Source organism: Flavobacterium sp. UBA2787 (assembly GCA_002352205.1).
In the GTDB taxonomy this organism is placed as follows: domain Bacteria; phylum Bacteroidota; class Bacteroidia; order Flavobacteriales; family Flavobacteriaceae; genus Flavobacterium.
Map to the genome: position 1 here is coordinate 390269 of DEHZ01000010.1, position 17374 is coordinate 407642.

The 17374-nt window shown below is 33.3% G+C and carries 15 protein-coding genes; 2 read left to right on the forward strand and 13 right to left on the reverse strand.

What is annotated here, in order from left to right:
* Nucleotides 1-23 precede the first annotated feature (23 nt).
* The 11 genes from B4N66_RS08425 to B4N66_RS08475 form a co-directional block, all read right to left on the reverse strand.
* Complete coding sequence (locus B4N66_RS08425) at nucleotides 24-1295, reverse strand: adenylosuccinate synthase (RefSeq protein ID WP_291093926.1); 1272 nt, start codon at nucleotides 1293-1295, stop codon at nucleotides 24-26.
* Between the two features lie 56 nt (nucleotides 1296-1351).
* The gene (locus B4N66_RS08430; protein WP_291093929.1) at nucleotides 1352-1822 is read right to left on the reverse strand and encodes a Fur family transcriptional regulator; all 471 of its coding nucleotides are present in this window, start codon (nucleotides 1820-1822) and stop codon (nucleotides 1352-1354) included.
* Nucleotides 1823-1918: 96 nt separating this feature from the next.
* Nucleotides 1919-4144 carry a RelA/SpoT family protein gene (locus B4N66_RS08435; RefSeq protein ID WP_291093932.1) on the reverse strand — a complete coding sequence of 742 codons (2226 nt, stop codon included), beginning with the start codon at nucleotides 4142-4144 and terminating at the stop codon, nucleotides 1919-1921.
* A gap of 103 nt (nucleotides 4145-4247) precedes the next feature.
* Nucleotides 4248-5030 (reverse strand): TrmH family RNA methyltransferase, encoded by a 783-nt coding sequence (locus tag B4N66_RS08440; protein ID WP_291093934.1) that lies wholly within the window; start codon nucleotides 5028-5030, stop codon nucleotides 4248-4250.
* 34 nt (nucleotides 5031-5064) lie between these two features.
* Nucleotides 5065-5310, reverse strand: a complete 246-nt coding sequence (locus tag B4N66_RS08445) for a hypothetical protein (RefSeq protein ID WP_291093937.1) — start codon at nucleotides 5308-5310, stop codon at nucleotides 5065-5067.
* Between the two features lie 38 nt (nucleotides 5311-5348).
* Entirely contained in the window at nucleotides 5349-6683 is a 1335-nt protein-coding gene (locus B4N66_RS08450) for a DUF58 domain-containing protein (protein ID WP_291093939.1), read from the reverse strand.
* An 11-nt stretch (nucleotides 6684-6694) separates the two neighbouring features.
* On the reverse strand, nucleotides 6695-7702 hold the full coding sequence (locus B4N66_RS08455) for an AAA family ATPase (RefSeq protein ID WP_291093941.1): 1008 nt from the start codon (nucleotides 7700-7702) through the stop codon (nucleotides 6695-6697).
* A gap of 20 nt (nucleotides 7703-7722) precedes the next feature.
* A complete protein-coding gene (locus tag B4N66_RS08460) occupies nucleotides 7723-8928 on the reverse strand; it encodes a DUF4350 domain-containing protein (RefSeq protein ID WP_291093944.1) in 1206 nt (401 codons plus the stop codon).
* Complete coding sequence (locus B4N66_RS08465) at nucleotides 8928-9623, reverse strand: DUF4129 domain-containing protein (protein ID WP_291093946.1); 696 nt, start codon at nucleotides 9621-9623, stop codon at nucleotides 8928-8930. The genes B4N66_RS08460 and B4N66_RS08465 overlap by 1 nt, the downstream gene beginning before the upstream one ends.
* Before the next feature lie 55 nt (nucleotides 9624-9678).
* Entirely contained in the window at nucleotides 9679-10620 is a 942-nt protein-coding gene (locus B4N66_RS08470; RefSeq protein WP_291093948.1) for a hypothetical protein, read from the reverse strand.
* A gap of 4 nt (nucleotides 10621-10624) precedes the next feature.
* Nucleotides 10625-11602, reverse strand: coding sequence for a stage II sporulation protein M (locus tag B4N66_RS08475; protein WP_291093950.1), 978 nt, complete (start codon nucleotides 11600-11602; stop codon nucleotides 10625-10627).
* Nucleotides 11603-11622: 20 nt separating this feature from the next.
* Between B4N66_RS08475 and B4N66_RS08480 the strand changes: the two genes are divergently transcribed.
* Together B4N66_RS08480 and B4N66_RS08485 are read left to right on the forward strand one after the other, a co-directional pair.
* A complete protein-coding gene (locus B4N66_RS08480; protein ID WP_291093952.1) occupies nucleotides 11623-12366 on the forward strand; it encodes an RDD family protein in 744 nt (247 codons plus the stop codon).
* A 673-nt stretch (nucleotides 12367-13039) separates the two neighbouring features.
* Nucleotides 13040-13642 (forward strand): trimeric intracellular cation channel family protein, encoded by a 603-nt coding sequence (locus tag B4N66_RS08485; RefSeq protein WP_291093954.1) that lies wholly within the window; start codon nucleotides 13040-13042, stop codon nucleotides 13640-13642.
* Here B4N66_RS08485 and B4N66_RS08490 read toward each other — a convergent pair.
* Together B4N66_RS08490 and B4N66_RS08495 are read right to left on the reverse strand one after the other, a co-directional pair.
* Nucleotides 13639-15447, reverse strand: coding sequence for a gliding motility-associated C-terminal domain-containing protein (locus B4N66_RS08490; protein ID WP_291093956.1), 1809 nt, complete (start codon nucleotides 15445-15447; stop codon nucleotides 13639-13641). The genes B4N66_RS08485 and B4N66_RS08490 overlap by 4 nt on opposite strands.
* 110 nt (nucleotides 15448-15557) lie before the next feature.
* Nucleotides 15558-17357, reverse strand: a complete 1800-nt coding sequence (locus tag B4N66_RS08495; RefSeq protein WP_291093958.1) for a gliding motility-associated C-terminal domain-containing protein — start codon at nucleotides 17355-17357, stop codon at nucleotides 15558-15560.
* Nucleotides 17358-17374: the final 17 nt, after the last annotated feature.

Here is a 17374-nt window from a genome sequence, read left to right on the forward strand (position 1 = left end):
CTACTGAGCAGATGGGATTTTTTTTATTTTAAAATAGTTTGTTTTCTATCCGGTCCAACAGAAACCACTTTGATAGGAACTTCCACTTCTTTTTCAATAAATTCTATATACGTTTTTAACTCTTTAGGAAGTTCGTCATATGTAGTCATTCCGGTTAAATCAGCTTGCCAGCCTTTCATTTCGGTGTAAATTGGTTCCACATTTTCCGGTTCAATGTTGTATGGAAAATGCGTGATTTCTTTTCCTTTGTAATTGTATGCCGTACAAACATTTAGTTTTTTGAAACCTGACAGAACATCACCTTTCATCATATACAAAGCAGTTACGCCATTTACTTGAACGGCATATTTCAAAGCAACTAAATCTAACCAGCCACAACGTCTTGCTCTGCCGGTAACCGAACCGAATTCGTTACCAACTTTAGCCATAGTTTGACCGTCTTCATCAAATAATTCAGTGGGGAACGGACCACTTCCAACGCGAGTTGTATAAGCTTTAAAAATTCCAAAAACATCTTTTACTTTGTTTGGAGCAATTCCTAATCCGGTGCAAGCTCCGGCCGCTGTAGTGTTTGAAGAGGTTACAAATGGATATGTTCCAAAATCAATATCCAATAATGAACCTTGGGCACCTTCACACAGAATTGATTTTCCGGCTTTAATGGCTTGGTTTAAATATTCTTCACTATCAATAAAAGTCAATGATTTTAATACTTCGATGGAAGCAAAAAATTCTTCTTCCATTTCTTTTAAATCGTATTCTAAATCTACATCGTAAAAGGAAATCATGGCTTCATGCTTGTCTGCCAATGAACGGTAACGTTCTTTAAAATCGGCTAATTCAATATCGCCTATACGAATTCCGTTTCTACCGGTTTTGTCCATATAAGTTGGACCAATTCCTTTTAGGGTAGAACCAATTTTTGCTTTTCCTTTGGAAGCTTCAGAAGCTGCATCCAATAAGCGATGGGTTGGTAAAATTAAATGAGCTTTTCTGGAAATCAATAATTTAGATTTAACATCCATATTGAATTTTTCCAAACCTTCTAATTCTTTTTGAAAAACTACAGGATCCATTACTACTCCGTTTCCAATAATATTAATGGCGTTTTTATGAAAAATTCCCGAAGGAATGGTTCTTAAAACATGCTTAATTCCATCAAATTCTAGCGTATGTCCTGCATTCGGACCACCTTGAAAACGGGCAATGATATCATATTTTGAAGTTAGAACATCTACAATTTTCCCTTTTCCTTCGTCACCCCATTGCAGGCCGAGCAATAAATCTACAGTCATTTTTTAATTGGTTGTTTTTTTAAGGGAAAATTTCCCAGATTTAGTTGTGTTTTAGTTTATTCTGATGGAACTACAGGACTTTCTGTAGCAACCGCTTTTTTATTACCATATAAATAAAGAGAATGATTGTGTATTTCTATGCCAAAAATCTCTTCAATTGTTTTTTTAATTTGTTGAATTCTCGGATCACAAAATTCAATTACTTCACCTGTATCAGTCATAATAATGTGATCGTGTTGTTTATCAAAATACGATTTTTCGTAGTGAGCTTGATTCTGTCCAAATTGGTGTCTTCTCACCAAACCACAATCTAAAAGTAATTCGATAGTGTTGTATAACGTGGCACGACTTACGCGATAGTTTTTATTTTTCATTTTAATATACAACGATTCGATGTCAAAATGCTCCAAATTATTGTATATTTCTTGAAGAATTGCATAACGTTCGGGGGTTTTCCGATGTCCTTTTTCTTCCAGAAACTTAGTAAAAACGGTTTTTACGATATCCTGATTTTTGTTATTTTCCATAGGATTTTCCATATCTACAAAGATACACTATTTTTATATTTTGACCATTATCTGATTTATATTTCAACTGAGATTATCAACAAATAGTGTCAATAATTAATTCATTTTAGCATTGTTTACGCGGGTAACTTTATCGATGCCATCAATTTTTTTGATGTTCTCAATTAAGCGTTTTAAAATAGTATTATTCTGAACAACCACCGTTACTTGTCCGTTAAAAATCCCTGCATCACCACTTAAGGAAATACTTTGAATATTTACATGCATTTGATTGGAAATCACTTTAGTAAGTTCGTTGGTTAGACCTAATGTATCCATTCCGGTAATTTTTAAGACCGCTTTAAAATCTTCTTGCGAGGAATCAATCCATTTGGCTTGAATAATCCGATAAGCATAATTTGATTGTAAACTAATGGCATTCGGACAATCTTTTTTATGCACTTTGATACCATCATTAATCGTTAAAAATCCAAACACATCATCTCCAGGAATTGGGTTACAGCAACTCGATAATTTATAATCTAATTTGTCTTGTTCTGCTCCAAAAACGAGCATGTCAAAATTTTTACTTAACTCATATTTTTGAATTTGTTCCGGAGCAACACTCGGCGAACGCTTCATTTTCTTAAAGAAATTCATCAACGTGCTACTTTTTTGAGCAGCAAAATCTTTTAATTGTTGATTATCGATTGTTCCAATTCCTACTCGATAAAACAAATCTAAACTCGTTTTGAGTTTAAAATAGACAACAAGCTCATTAACAGTGGCTTCGTTTAATGTAACTTTCAGATGACGCAATTTTCTGGTTAACAATTCTTTGCCGTCTTCTGCAATTTTTTTGGTGTCTTCGTTGAGAACATTTTTGATTTTATTTTTTGCTCTTGAAGTGGTAACATAATCTAACCAATGGGAATTCGGTTTTTGATTTGCAGAGGTAATTACTTCTACTTGATCGCCACTATTTAAAACATGATTTAGCGGAACTAATTTCCCGTTTACCCTCGTTCCGCGGGTTCTCACGCCAATTTCAGAGTGAATGCTAAATGCAAAATCCAACGAAGTAGCTCCTTTTGGAAGCGATTTTATTTCTCCTTTTGGTGTAAAAACATAAATTTCTTTTGAATATAAATTCAACTTAAAATCCTCTACAAAATCAACCGCATTGGAAGTTGAATTTTCAAGGGCTTCTTTCAATAAATTAAGCCATGTATCCAACGTGTTTTCTTCTGAGATTCCTTGTTTGTATTTATAATGTGCGGCATATCCTTTTTCTGCAATTTCATCCATTCGTTCACTTCGAACTTGTATTTCTACCCAACGCCCTTTTGGTCCCATCACGGTAATGTGAAGAGCTTCGTAACCTGTTGATTTTGGTGAAGAAATCCAATCACGTAGTCGGCTCGGACTCGGACGGTAATGATCGGTTACAATGGAATAAATTTTCCAAGCCACAAATTTTTCATCGTGTTGATTGGATTTGTAGACAATTCGCAACGCAAATTTGTCATATACTTCATCAAACGAAACACCTTGAGCTAACATTTTTCGGCGGATGGAATAAATGGATTTCGGACGACCTTTTATGGTATATTCGATACCTTCTTCGTCTAAAGATTTTTTTAAAACATCAGAAATCGAAGTAATATAGTCTTCTTGTTCTTCTTTACTTTCTTTCATTTTGCCAACAATGTCGGCATATACATCGGGTTCGGTATATTTTAAACCCAAATCTTCTAATTTAGATTTGATGTTATACAAACCCAAGCGATGAGCCAACGGAGCATAGATGTAGAGTGTTTCCGAAGCTATTTTGGCTTGCTTATAATCCACCATCGATTCCATCGTCTGCATGTTGTGCAAACGATCGGCCAGTTTGATGAGAATTACCCGAACATCATCGTTTAACGTCAATAGCATTTTACGGAAATTTTCGGCTTGCATCGAAATTTCCTGATCGGTTTTCACTTTGGCAATTTTGGTTAATCCATCAACTAATTGAGCAATTTTTGGATTAAACATTTTTTCAATTTCGGCAACGGTAATTGGCGAATCCTCCACGACATCATGCATCAAGGCAGCGGCAATGGCGGTGGCTCCCAAACCAATTTCGGAAGCTACGATTTTTGCCACAGCAATAGGATGGAAGATGTAGGCTTCTCCCGATTTGCGTCGTTGGTCTTTGTGGGCTTCTACCGCCACATCAAATGCTTTGCGGATTATTTTTTTGTCTTCCGGTGTAAGTGTTTGATAACTAATGCGGAGCAATTCTTTATATTCCTTAGCAATGGCTTTGTTTTCCTGCTCTATATCTATTTCTGTCATGGCATGTTCTTAATCTACTAAAAGTAGAAAATTGATTTGAATTGTGCAAGTAGAAAAATTGATAAATATTAAGTAAAAAAAATCTAAAGGAAAGTATGTAAATCTAAAACCCTCGCTGCCTTTTCGCTTCAAACAACAAAATAGCTGCTGCAACGGAAACATTCATCGAATCGATTTCGCCTTGCATAGGGATGATGATGTTTTGAGTGCTTTCTTTTCTCCAAAGTTCAGTTAAGCCGGATGCTTCTGTACCAACGACCAAAGCTGTTGGAGTAGTGTAATTTTCGATATGATAGGAATTTGAGTTTTGAAGCGTAGCCGAATAAATAGCAATGTTATTCTTTTTTAAGTAAGCAATTACTTCTTCGGTCGTGCCAATCGCAATTTGATTGGTAAACAAACATCCCACACTAGAACGAACCACATTTGGGTTGTATAAATCACTTTTTGGGTTGGCGATAATCACAGCATCAATGTTAGCTGCATCAGCGGTTCGCAATAAGGCTCCAATATTTCCGGGTTTTTCAATTCCTTCCGCAACTAAAATGAGTGGATTTTCGGAAAGTTTTAAGTCGGATAGTTGATGTGATTTTGATTTGGCGATGGCTAAAATTCCTTCGGTTGTGTCGCGGTAAGCTAACTTTTGATACACTTCTTTTGAAATTTCAATGCAATCGGAAACTGAGAATTTTTTTAACTCTTTTTCTGAAATTAATTCAGGTAAAAATAAAATGGATTCTAATTGATAACCACCTTTTACGGCCAATTCAATTTCGCGTTTGCCTTCCATTAAAAACGTGCCGGTTTGCTTGCGGGTTTTTGCTTTTTCCTGCAACTGAACGAGTGATTTGATGAATGGGTTTTGTGCGGAAGTGATTGTTTTCAAGGTGATGTATTTTGGTTGGCTAAGATAGGAATTTTTATGTTTCAAGTTTCGAGTTTCGGGTTTCGGGTTTCGGGTTGTTTTGTGATTTCTGTGTTTTCTGTGAGAAATATTTTTCTTCGGTTTTTGTTTCCAAGTAGGCGATTTGTTTCTTTTTTAGCCCCGATTGGAGCGGCATCCTTTTGTGTAGCTTGCGGAACAAAAGATAGAGCGGAAAGCGGGAAAATGGATGGCTGGTAAAGCCCGAGCCATTCGCTTCTGACTGTTCTCGGATTTCTGTCATCGGTTTACAGTTGACGGATAACGGACAACCGACAACAGTTACAAAATCCCTCTTGCCTTTATCTCCAAATATTTATTAATTGTATCCAACGTCAGGTTTTCCGGTTGGGTGAGGACGGAATAAATTCCGTATTTTTTGAGTTCGTTGACGATTAGGCGTTTTTCAAACATGAACTTTTCTGCGATAACTTTATCGTAAACTTCTTGAACGGTTTCTGCTTTTTTGTGAATGAGATCGTTTAATTCTGTATTTTGAAAAAAGACAACCACAAGCAAGTGATTTTTTGCAATTCCTTTTAGATAGGGAAGTTGGCGATGCAAACCATCCAACGTTTCAAAATTGGTGTAGAGTAAAAGTAAACTTCGTTGGTTGATGTTTTTCTTCACATCGGTGTATAATCGACTGAAATCGCTCTCAAAAAAGTCGGTTTTGATGTTGTATAAACATTCCATAATCAATTGCATTTGCGAGGAACGTTTTTCGGCTACGACTCTGTTCTCCACTTTTTTGGAGAAGGTAAACATACCTGCTTTGTCGTGTTTTTTAAGTATTACGTTTGACAAAACCAAAGTAGCGTTGATTGCATAATCCAGTAAACTCAATCCGTTGAAAGGCATTTTCATTACACGACCTTTATCAATAATCATATAAACCGATTGTGATTTTTCGTCTTGAAATTGGTTGACCATCAAACTATTTTTCTTAGCCGTAGCTTTCCAATTCAACGTTCGGATGTCATCGCCTTGAATGTATTCTTTAATTTGTTCAAATTCCATGGTATGACCAATTCGGCGGATTTTCTTCACACCATATTGAAACAAATTGTTAGAAAAAGCCATCAAATCATATTTTCGTAACTGAATGTAGGATGGATAAGTGGGCACCATTTGGTCTTTGTTGAACGTAAATCGTCTGGAAATTATCCGCAAAGGCGAAGAAATGTAAACATTTAGATTTCCAAACACATATTCACCACGCTCAACCGGACGAAGGAAATATTGAATGTCATCTTGTGAAGAAGCTTTGATTTTTCGGTTAATATCAAAATTTCTCACTTGAAATTGAAACGGAATTTCGTCAATAATTTTGGTAAAAACAGCAAACGTGTAATAATTTCGGATGGAAATGCTAATGGGATTTTCATCTCCGTTAGACAATTTTTCCGGAGCAATTCGGGTGGCTTCAATTCCGGTTTTAGCAGTAAAAAGGATGATGATATCTAATATAAAAAAGGATAACGTGATAAGTAGAAAATACCAAGCCAAATTATAAAACAAAGGAAAAAAGAAACTCACAATAAATACCGCTACGATGCCTCCTAGCAGGTAGAATAAGAAATTGTTGATATAAAGTTGTTTAAAGCCTTTTTTCAAAATCTATAAATTTATCTTGGAATCTCGATCGATTCGATGATTTGTTGAATGATTTCTTTGCTGGTAATGCCTTCCATTTCACGTTCCGGTGTAACAATTACACGGTGTTGCAAAACGGGAATAGCGGCTTCTTTAATATCTTCCGGAGTTACAAAATCACGTCCGCGAAGAGCTGCAAATCCTTTGGAAGCATTTAAAATTGCAATTGATGCCCGAGGAGAAGCTCCTAAATATAAAAAACCATTTTCTCTGGTGTTTACAACCAACTTGGCGATGTATTCCAATAAGTTTGGTTCTACGATAACTTGTTTTACTAACACTTGAAATTGTTGAATATCGGCAGCGGTTAGTAAGGTTTTGATATTACCCAATTTATTTTCACTCAACAAAGCATGTTCTTTTTGAAGAATGTTGATTTCTTCTTCCAATTTTGGATAATCGATATTGATTTTAAACAGAAAACGGTCCAATTGAGCTTCCGGCAAGCGATACGTTCCTTCTTGTTCAATAGGGTTTTGAGTGGCAATTACCAAGAAAGGAGCCGTCATTCCATAAGTAGTTCCGTCAATCGTTATTTGACGTTCTTCCATTACTTCAAACAAAGCGGCTTGTGTTTTGGCAGGAGCACGATTGATTTCGTCAATTAAAATTAAATTTGAAAAAATGGGTCCTTTTTTGAATTCAAATTCAGATTTTTTTAAATCAAAAACAGAAGTTCCTAAAATGTCTGATGGCATCAAATCGGGTGTAAATTGAATTCGGCTAAAGCCAATGCTTAACGTTTTAGCTAATAATTTTGCCGTAATGGTTTTGGCTACTCCGGGAACGCCTTCTAACAATACATGACCGTTTGAAAGTATGGCGACTAACAATTGATCAATCATTTTATGTTGCCCAACAATTACAGTGTTTAATTCTTGTTTGATGGCTTGAATGCTTTCTTGCAAGGGTTTGAGGTCGATGCGGGATTCAAAGTTGACGGTGTCGTCTTGTTGGGATGGGATTAGGTTTTCTTCCATATATCTATATTTTTTTTACTTTATTTTTTATTATCTAAAATTTTTTCAAGCACTCCATTCAACTCAATCAAATCGGCTTCGGTGCTTTTAAATGTTTTTCGTTGTCGTTTGATGAGCAAAACCGCTTTTTCAATAATAGTGATATCTTTTCCTGTTTTTTGATGTACTTTTTTGATAAAATCTTCGTCTAAATTCTGTGTATCAATTAAATAATCTTGTCGAATTTTTTCAAGGAAATAGATGATTTTCTTTTCCATGATGGTGTCGTGATTTCCTTCCTGAAAGTATAAATTGCCGATTGTTTTGGTAAAATCGACCGTTGTATTTTCTAATGGTTTTATAATTGGAATAATCCGTTGTTTTCGTTTGGCATTGAAAATCATAAAGATAATCATTCCGATTAAAAACACATACCACGCCCATTTTAGTCCTTCATGACTTAAAATAAATCGCATGGGCGAGCTGGAAACAGAACTATTATAGGTTTTGTTTGGATACCAAAAAACATTTCCTTTAGGAATATAGGACAACACTTTTTCTGCATATTGATAGTTTCTGTCTTTTAGCAAATAATAGTTTGTGAAGGCGAAAGGTTGCGTATGCAAATAAAAATTACCTTTTCCATGCGGAATTTTTACAAAATTTACATACGTGGAATCATTTGTTTTTTGATAACCTAAAATGGTGGTTTTTAATGTATCAAAAGAGGAGAAATGATAGCCGGAAACACCCATTTTCATTTGATATTCTTTGTCGTCTAATTTTTTGTTGGCTAAAGATGCTTCAATTCTATCTTTGAAATAATGATTTAGTATTTCAAATTTTAAAGAGTCTTGAAGTTTTTGAGAAAACGAACTCATGCTCAAAAAAGCATCATTTCCATGCGATACAAAGTATAGAATTTCATCGGTTGACGATTCGTCTATTTCATAATAATTATTAATCGCCAAAAATGTTCCTTTGATAGTGTAGGTATTTACTAATGTGTCAAAATCATAATGAGCATCGAAAAATTCGTAAGGTGTCACACGAATTTCTGCCACTGAATCTCCTTTGAAATACTTGTCTTTTTCGTCTTGAAAAACTTTTAAACCAAATGGAATTTTCGATTTGATATCAAAACTTGGCATCCAATTAATAGGTCGCGGACGATTAGCATCTACATAAATTATCAATACCATCACAGCAACTAAAAAAACAATATATATTTTTATCGTTCTACTCATTAGATAGATTTGATAATTTTTTCAAAATCGGTTTTTGCTTTTTCAAAGGTTTGTTCGTCTAATTCAAATTCGCCATACCAAATGTAGTTGTAGAGATAGGATACATATTCAAAATTTGATTTGAATGTTTGGTCTTTTATTTCATATAAATAATCTGAATTGGTTTTTTCAATATCCCATTCGATGATGTTTTTATCGGCCATTTTTTTCAATAGCCATAAATAATAGTAGCGAATGGTTAACCGTTGTTCGCCTGATTTCAGGGTTTCTTTGATGAGTTTTTCAAAATCAACTAAGTGAATATTTTTCTCAATATCTTCATAATGAATCACTTTTTTGTCGGATGATTTTCCAAAAATCCATTGTCCTTCGCCATTCATAATCGATTTTACAATCAAATAAATTACAAAAACAATAAGGACAACGGCAAGCGATTTGATCAAAATATCCACCACTTTTCCGGAAACGGTGTCGCTACTCAGATTAAAAAGATTTTTGAAGAAATCGGCTAACCATTGTTTAAATCGATCCCACCAATTAGATTCTTTTACAGCTTGTTCATAAATGTATTCGCTGTCTTGGTAGTTGTCTTTAAAATTTTCTTCAAACGTTCCGGTTTTAATAGTTGAAGAATCAATTTTGATATCTTTTTCTGTAAAAATTATCTTTTCTTCGGCAACTTCTTGGTAGGTCAACGAGTCTTGCGAAAATGAATTTGCAAAAATAAAAAAGAGGAATATGTAGAGGGATTTATTCACTATCGGTTCCAATCAAATCAATATCGCTCAATGTGTTTTTGTTTTCATTTTGTTCTCTCAAACTGTAATAAATAATTCCGTTGTTAACGACCAATAAGTTGTTTAAAATATAGCTAAATAACATTGCTATGCACATGAAAAGAACCATCATAATTGATAAAAAAGATAATGATTCTTCTTGAGAGTTTCCGTTTTCAAGAGATGTAAACATACTTGCAATTCCTATTACATAAGGAACCATCGAAAAAATAGTGATTACGATTTGAATAATAAAATACATTACAACGGTAGAACCAACAATGGGCCAAAAGTTTTGTTTCAATTTTTCAAAACCTTTTCCTAAAGCATCAAACACACCAATTTCAGAGTTCATATATTCATAAAAACTCAATTGAACAAAAGCTAAAAGAGCAGGAACCAATATAAGTGCTAAAACAAATCCGATTAAAATGAACATCAAGGCAAAAACCAATCCCATTATAATTAGCCCAGCGGTTATACTCAAGAGAAAAATAACTAAAAAGAAAATGACAATTTTACCAAATTTTGATTTTAATTCGGTAACAATTTCTTTGGTTTCAAAATTGTTTCCTTTATTCTTTTCGTATAAATTCATATAAATTACCGGAAAAGCATAATTGATTAATGAAATGAACATAATCAGAAGAAAGAATAACAAAAAAACACCTATTATCAATCCAATGTTGTTATTGAAATAATCTTCTAAAAAATTTGGTGCAGCTACACCAATATTGGCAAACATCATTTCAAAATAGACTTTAAATACAAAATAGGTGAGTACCATCAGCAATATCAAAAGTGTACCATTGATGATGAAATAATTTTTAAAAAAATGTTTACCGGTTACTTTAAAAAAGCTAAACGTGTCACTAATATAATCGCTGAAATTTCTTTTTTTGAAAAGTTGAAACATAGTTTTAAGGTTTTAATTGAAAAGTCTTCATTTTTCGGTGAACGATAAACGGGAAAATTAAAAAATAAAAGGAAATGATACTTAATGTTCCTAAGATAATAACCACATTGAGCCAGTTTGGCATTTCTAAAGAATATCGTGTTACAAAGCCCTCTAAAAATCCTGCAGCAATAGTAAATGGAATTGTACTCAAAAATATTTTTAATCCGTTTTTGAAACCAATTTTAAAAGAATTTATTCGTGAATATGTTTTTGGAAATAGGATAGAAGCTCCTAAAATAAATCCTGCTGCAGTTTCAATTACAATGGCAAAAATTTCCATAGAACCATGTATCCAGATTCCTCGAACACTTTCCCAAAAAACGCCTTCTTGATAAAAAAAGTATTGAAATGAACCGAGCATGATGCAGTTTCTTAGCATAATGTAAAATGTGCCAATTCCTAAAAATATTCCCCAAATGAAGCATTGAGCACCTACATAAAGATTGTTCATCGTGATAGCTATAAAACCGCCCCAATTACTACCACTTTTGTAAACAGCGACCGGATTGCCATTTTTAATGTTTTCTAAGGTCATATTTACATAATTATCACCAAGAATGAGTCGAACAAAATCAACATCATATTTGGCGGAAATCACACCAATTCCAGTACATAAAAAGAATAACACAAAGGCATAAACTAAATATCTTCTGTATTCATAAACAATCAACGGTACTTCGGTAGAGAAAAAATAAACAATTCTATTTTGCTCTGTTCGCTTGGTTTTGTAAATCTTTTGATAAATTTGCGAAGCAAGGTGATTGAGATAGACAACCGTCTTACTTTTAGGGTAATAGGTTTGAGCATACGACAAATCATTAACCAAATGGATATATAAACTAGCCATTTCATCTGGATTTTTCTTAGCTTTACCAAAAATAGCTTGTTCAAATTCGAGCCATTTTGCTTTATTTTGCTTTATGAATGCAACTTCTCTCATGGTTTGCTAAAATATAAAATATGTCAGAATTATCCATAACAACGACACAAAATGTTAATATAAATTTTTCAGCGGCTTCTGTTGGACATAGAATGTTGGGCTATTTACTTGATTTACTGGTAAAAGCAGCTTATTCTGTTGTGATTTGGAGTATATTTTTTTACTATCTCGGAATTAATCAACGGATGTTGGGATTAGATAATTGGTCATATTATGCCATTATTATAGTTGTATATTCTCCGGTTATATTTTATTCATTGATTTTTGAAAGTATTCTGGAAGGACAAACCATTGGCAAGCGATTACTGCAAATGAAAGTGGTTAAAATTGATGGTTATCAGGCCTCTTTTGGCGATTATTTAATGCGATGGTTGTTTAGAATTATTGATGTGAATATTAGTTGGGGAGTTGTAGGTTTAATTGCCATGATTACAAGTGCAAAAACCCAGCGATTAGGTGATATGACTGCCGGAACTGCGGTTATTAGTTTAAAAAACGACATAAATATTAACCACACTATTTTAGAAGAAATTGATACTGCTTATGTACCAACTTATCCATTGGTTATTAAGCTAAGCGATAACGATGCCCGCATTATCAAAGAAACATTTAATGTGGCTGTAATGAAACGAGATTATGCCACGTTAATTAAACTTCGCAATAAAATTGAAGAAGTAACCGGAGTAAAAAATATTTCCGGAAACGACACTGATTTTATTAGAACTGTTTTAAAGGATTACAGTTTTTATACGCAGAACATGTAGTTTTATTTCTTTGTCTGAAAGTTCAAAATCATATTTCGGATGAAATAAAATATTCCTGCAAACAATAAAAAAAGAATTATTTTTAAGATTAGATTTATCCAAAAAATAATCAGGTAAAAAATCTAAATCCGAATACATTGTCCAAGCACTGGGCAAATAATCCCTGTGAAATGAGGTTATAATGATAACTATTTTTTCAAATGAAAATATAAAAAAGAAGCTGAAAAGAATTCGGAAAAGCCAATTCTTTTGAATCTTTTTTATTCTCAGTAACTGGGTCATTCCAATCCAAAATAGAGGTTGTAACCAAAATCCAATACAATATTTCCCGAACATTCTGTTTAGTAAATAAGTTCTGCTTTCTTCGATTGTGAAAGAAATAATAATTGCTGCAAACCAAATTAAGAAATAAATAATTCCCAGAAAAATAATTAGTCGACAAACTTCATCATCAATTTTATACAGAATCTCCTTTTTTGTAAAAATTGATAGTATTAAGTATAAAATTGAATAAATTCCAAACGAAATAAAAAAATCATTTGAAATGATAAAAAGTAAATAATTTAAATTTTGAATCATCCTTTAGATTGTTGAAATTATTTAATAAGCTTCAACAAACATATAAAAATAAAAAGAACTTCTACCTTTGCAACCAATCTAATGATTTATTAAAATGTTTCATCTCCTCGACGTTATCGGAACTATGGCTTTTGCAATTTCCGGTGTTTTAACAGCTTTGAATAAGAAACTCGATCCATTTGGGGTTTTTATCATTGCATTTGTAACAGCTGTTGGTGGCGGAACCTTGCGTGATGTACTCATTGGACGAACACCAGTGGGCTGGATGCAAGATTTGACGTATGTGTATATGATTTCGCTAGGATTTTTTTTAGCACTTATTTTCAGAAAAAAATTAGACCGATTGCGAAAATCACTTTTTCTGTTTGATACAATTGGTTTGGGCGTTTTTACGTTAATTGGATTAGAAAAAGGAATTGAAACCGGTTTACATCCAATTATTTGTATTGCTTTGGGAACTATGACGGCTTGTTTTGGAGGTGTAATTCGCGATATTTTATGCAACGAAATTCCAATTATTTTTAGAAGAGAAATTTATGCCACCATTTGTATTATTGGCGGAATGGTATTTTTTGCTCTAAAATATTTTAATTTGAATAATGATGTTTTGTATTTAATAACTTCGTTAGTCATCATTACGATTCGTTTAATGGCTGTGAAATTCAAATGGTATTTGCCAACAATAGGGAAGGTTTAACGAGTAATGTAGAGAAAACCCTGCAAAGGTTTTGGATAATCAGGATCGTTTAGAAAAAGTAGATAAAAGTAAGTTCCGTCTGCCGAAATATCTCCGTTCCATTTTACTTCTTCGGTCACTTCGCCACGCCAATCTTCAGTGTTTTGATTTCCTTTCCAAATTAAATGTCCCCAACGATTGTAGATTTCAATCTCAAAGTTTAAGAAAATATTCCGTAGACCATCAATAAAGAAAAAATCGTTAAAACCATCTTCGTTTGCTGAAATGAAATTGTAAACAGTAGGCGGACAGTTTTTTGTTCTTAATTCAATTGTTGTTATGCTGGAACAGAATTCATTTTCAATTCGGATATAAATAATAGTTCCGCTGTTGGTTTGATAATTACTCAGGTTTATAATTGGATTCAAATTCATCTCTGCATCAGATAATAATTCATGGAAGCTGATGTTATTTGAAAAATCAATAAGCAACGAATTTTCAATTGAAGTTAAATCGAAAGTTCCTACACTAAAACCTTCGTTGCAACTAAAAATAGGCTCTAACAAATTAAATTCAGGGGAAAGTAAGAGTGAAATCTCTGCACTATCTGTATTATTATTTTCATTGATTTCATTCACAGTTCCGGTTCCATTTCCAGTATCATCCACAGAAAAAGTCAATTCAAAAACGGTTGGAATTTCATTCGGAATTTGAAGTGTTATTGAATTGGATTCATTTCCGTTAATTTCAATTACGTCAATTGTATTAGTTGTTCCAATCAAAATATCATTTGCATAAATGGCAATTGGTGTATTGGCAGGAAGCGGATTAGTTGATTCTAAATTATAAACGGTGTAATCAACGGTAATTTCTCTTGAATCACAAGTCAAAAATAAATCATCAATCACAATGTTAGCATCGGGAACTTGGCTGTTCAATTTCGTTACAACAGCATTAATCATCACAAAATCTCGATCTGACGTCAGGGCAATTTCTGCTGTTTGGTCTCCGGGTTGTATAAAATTTTGAATTTCATAAATATCCAAATCCATGTTGTACAATTCGTTGCTGCCTGTGATTGAATTTGTTCCGTTAAAAGCATTATTTGCCGGGTTCAGAGGAGGATTGCTCAATATATTTCCATTGATACGAAGTGTTTCATTTTCTGCCAGACTTGAATCGCCTTCCCATGCAATAAAACCAATTTTTGCATCCACATTATCAATTACATTTAGACTACTAAGGGAAAAATTTAGATTTTCATTTCCCAAACTAATATAATCCAAACCATCATAAACATTGAGCTGGTTAAGAGGTAAATTATCATTTTTATATACAATAATTATTGCCCAACCTGCAAAGTTGGTGGCATTCGGACAATAATTTGGAATAATAGCTGAAAGGTCTAATTCAGAAAGTGTGTACTCACCGTTTCCTGTTGAAAGAACTTGTTCTGTAACATCTTTGAATGCACTAAAAAATATCAATCCGGAAGTTGATTGAATTAAGTTGAATGTGCGATCGGGAACAATATCAATGTCGTTGAATTTTACATTAAAATCTCCCGGTCCAGAGCCAGCCCAATATAAATAGGCTTTTTCTAAAGTATCATCAGGCTGTAATTCAAGTTCAGCAGAGGAAAAAGTGTTAATTATACAAGGGGAATTTAAAATCCCTCTATTTTCCTCCGTGTTTAATGTGTTTCCAATAAAAGTAAAATCAAATCGGCCATTGAATTGTTGATAAAGACTCAATTCCTGTCCGCTTAAAGCGATAGAAAATAAGAGAAATAAAAGAAACGTTATACAGTTGAAGTTTTGTTTCATCAATTAGTTTTCGGCAATTTTTTACAAAGATACTATTTGAGAATTATTTCAATGTAAAATTGATTGATCATTCGATGAAATACAAAGTAAACTTGTCGATAATTAACTCACTAATAAGTTATATACAAAAAGCCTTGCATTGGTTTTGGATAGTTAGGATCGTTTAGAAAAAGTAAATAAAAGTATGTTCCGTCTGCCGAAATATCGCCACTCCATTTTACATCTTCGGTTACTTCGCCACGCCAATCATCTGTGTTTTGATTTCCTTTCCAAATAAGTTGTCCCCAACGATTGTAGATTTCAATTTCAAAATTTAAGAAAATATTCCGTAAACCATCAATAAAGAAAAAATCATTGAAACCATCTTCGTTGGCTGAAATGAAATTGTAGACAGTAGGCGGACAATTTCTTACTTCTAAATCAACTGAAGTTATTGATGAACAAGGATCAGTCTCCAGTCTGATATACAATTTTTTAGGTGTTTCAGATTGGTAGTTTGAAAGTATTGAAATTGCGTTGATTCCCACTTGTGCATCAGAAAGATTTTCGTGTAAGCTAATTTCTCCTTCATATTGTTCCGCCAGTTGATTGGCCAATTCCTCTAAATTAAAGGAACCATTTCCAAAACCTAAATTACAGGATTTAAAAGGCTCAATGGTTGGTAATGAAGTTGAAATTGATAAATTAACATCAACAGTAAACCAATTATTTTCTTCATTTGTTTCAGTGACGTTGCCTACTCCGGTTCCGTCATCGTCTACAACAAAAGTGAGTTCAAATGGACTTTCAACTGCAGGAGGAATAGTAATTACAATTGTATTTGACTCGCTTTCACCGTTTTGAATGTTATTCACCGTTTCAGTAGTTTGCACCAGAATATCATTAACATAAATCGCGATAAGTGTATTTGCCGGCAATACTCCGGTTGCGTTAGAATTAAAAGTAGAATAATCAACTGTTATCTGATTTTCATTACATTCTGTCAAAACATTGTCAATAACAATTGTTGCGTCAATTGCTTCTGTAGTAAATTTTGTTAATACAGTATTTATCAAAACAAAATCTCCGTTAGAAGTTATTTTTATATCTGCAGTAGTATCGCCCACATTCACAAATTCATCAAAACTAAAGATGTCAATATCCATATTCCAGAGGTTATTAGAACCTGTAACCGAATTAGTGCTGTTAAAAATATTATTAATTGGGTTCAGTGGTGGAGCAGAGACAATGTTATCGTTAATTCGAATATTTTCATTATTGGTATGAAAGTTGTCGCCTTCCCAAGCTAAAAAACCAACTTTGGAATTACTTGTATCTGTAATGTATAAATTATCCAACACAAAATTTATTTCAAAAGGAAGACCTTCCATACCATCATAGATGTTAATTTGATTGAGTGGTAAATTCTCGTTTTCATAAATAATAACAATCGACCAACCACTAAAATTGGTTCTAAAAAGAAAATGATTTTGTAAAGCAGAAACGATATCTAAATTAGAAAAAGTGTAAGTTCCGTTGCCGAAATTTTGCACAAATTGAGTAATATCTGTAAATGCACCAAAAAAGTCAAACTGAATTCCATTGATAATTCTTGAATGTGAAAAAGTTCTTTCTGCAGAAAAATCTACTCCATTAAGTGTAATGTCAAAATCACCTAATCCTGAGCCAGCCCAGTATAAATAGGCTTTATGAATCGTATCATCAGTATTTAAATCAAGTTCCGCACTTGACTCGGTTAAAAATTGTAACGTTTGCTGATAGTTATTTTCGCCTGTATTTAATGTATTTCCAATCATCGTAAAATCATAATGACCATTAATTTGCTCATAGAAAGTAACATCCTGCCCAAAAGCAACGATTGCAAAAAAATGTAACAACAATAACAGAAAATAGTTGTATTTTCGTTTCATATTGAATTTCTACTTAA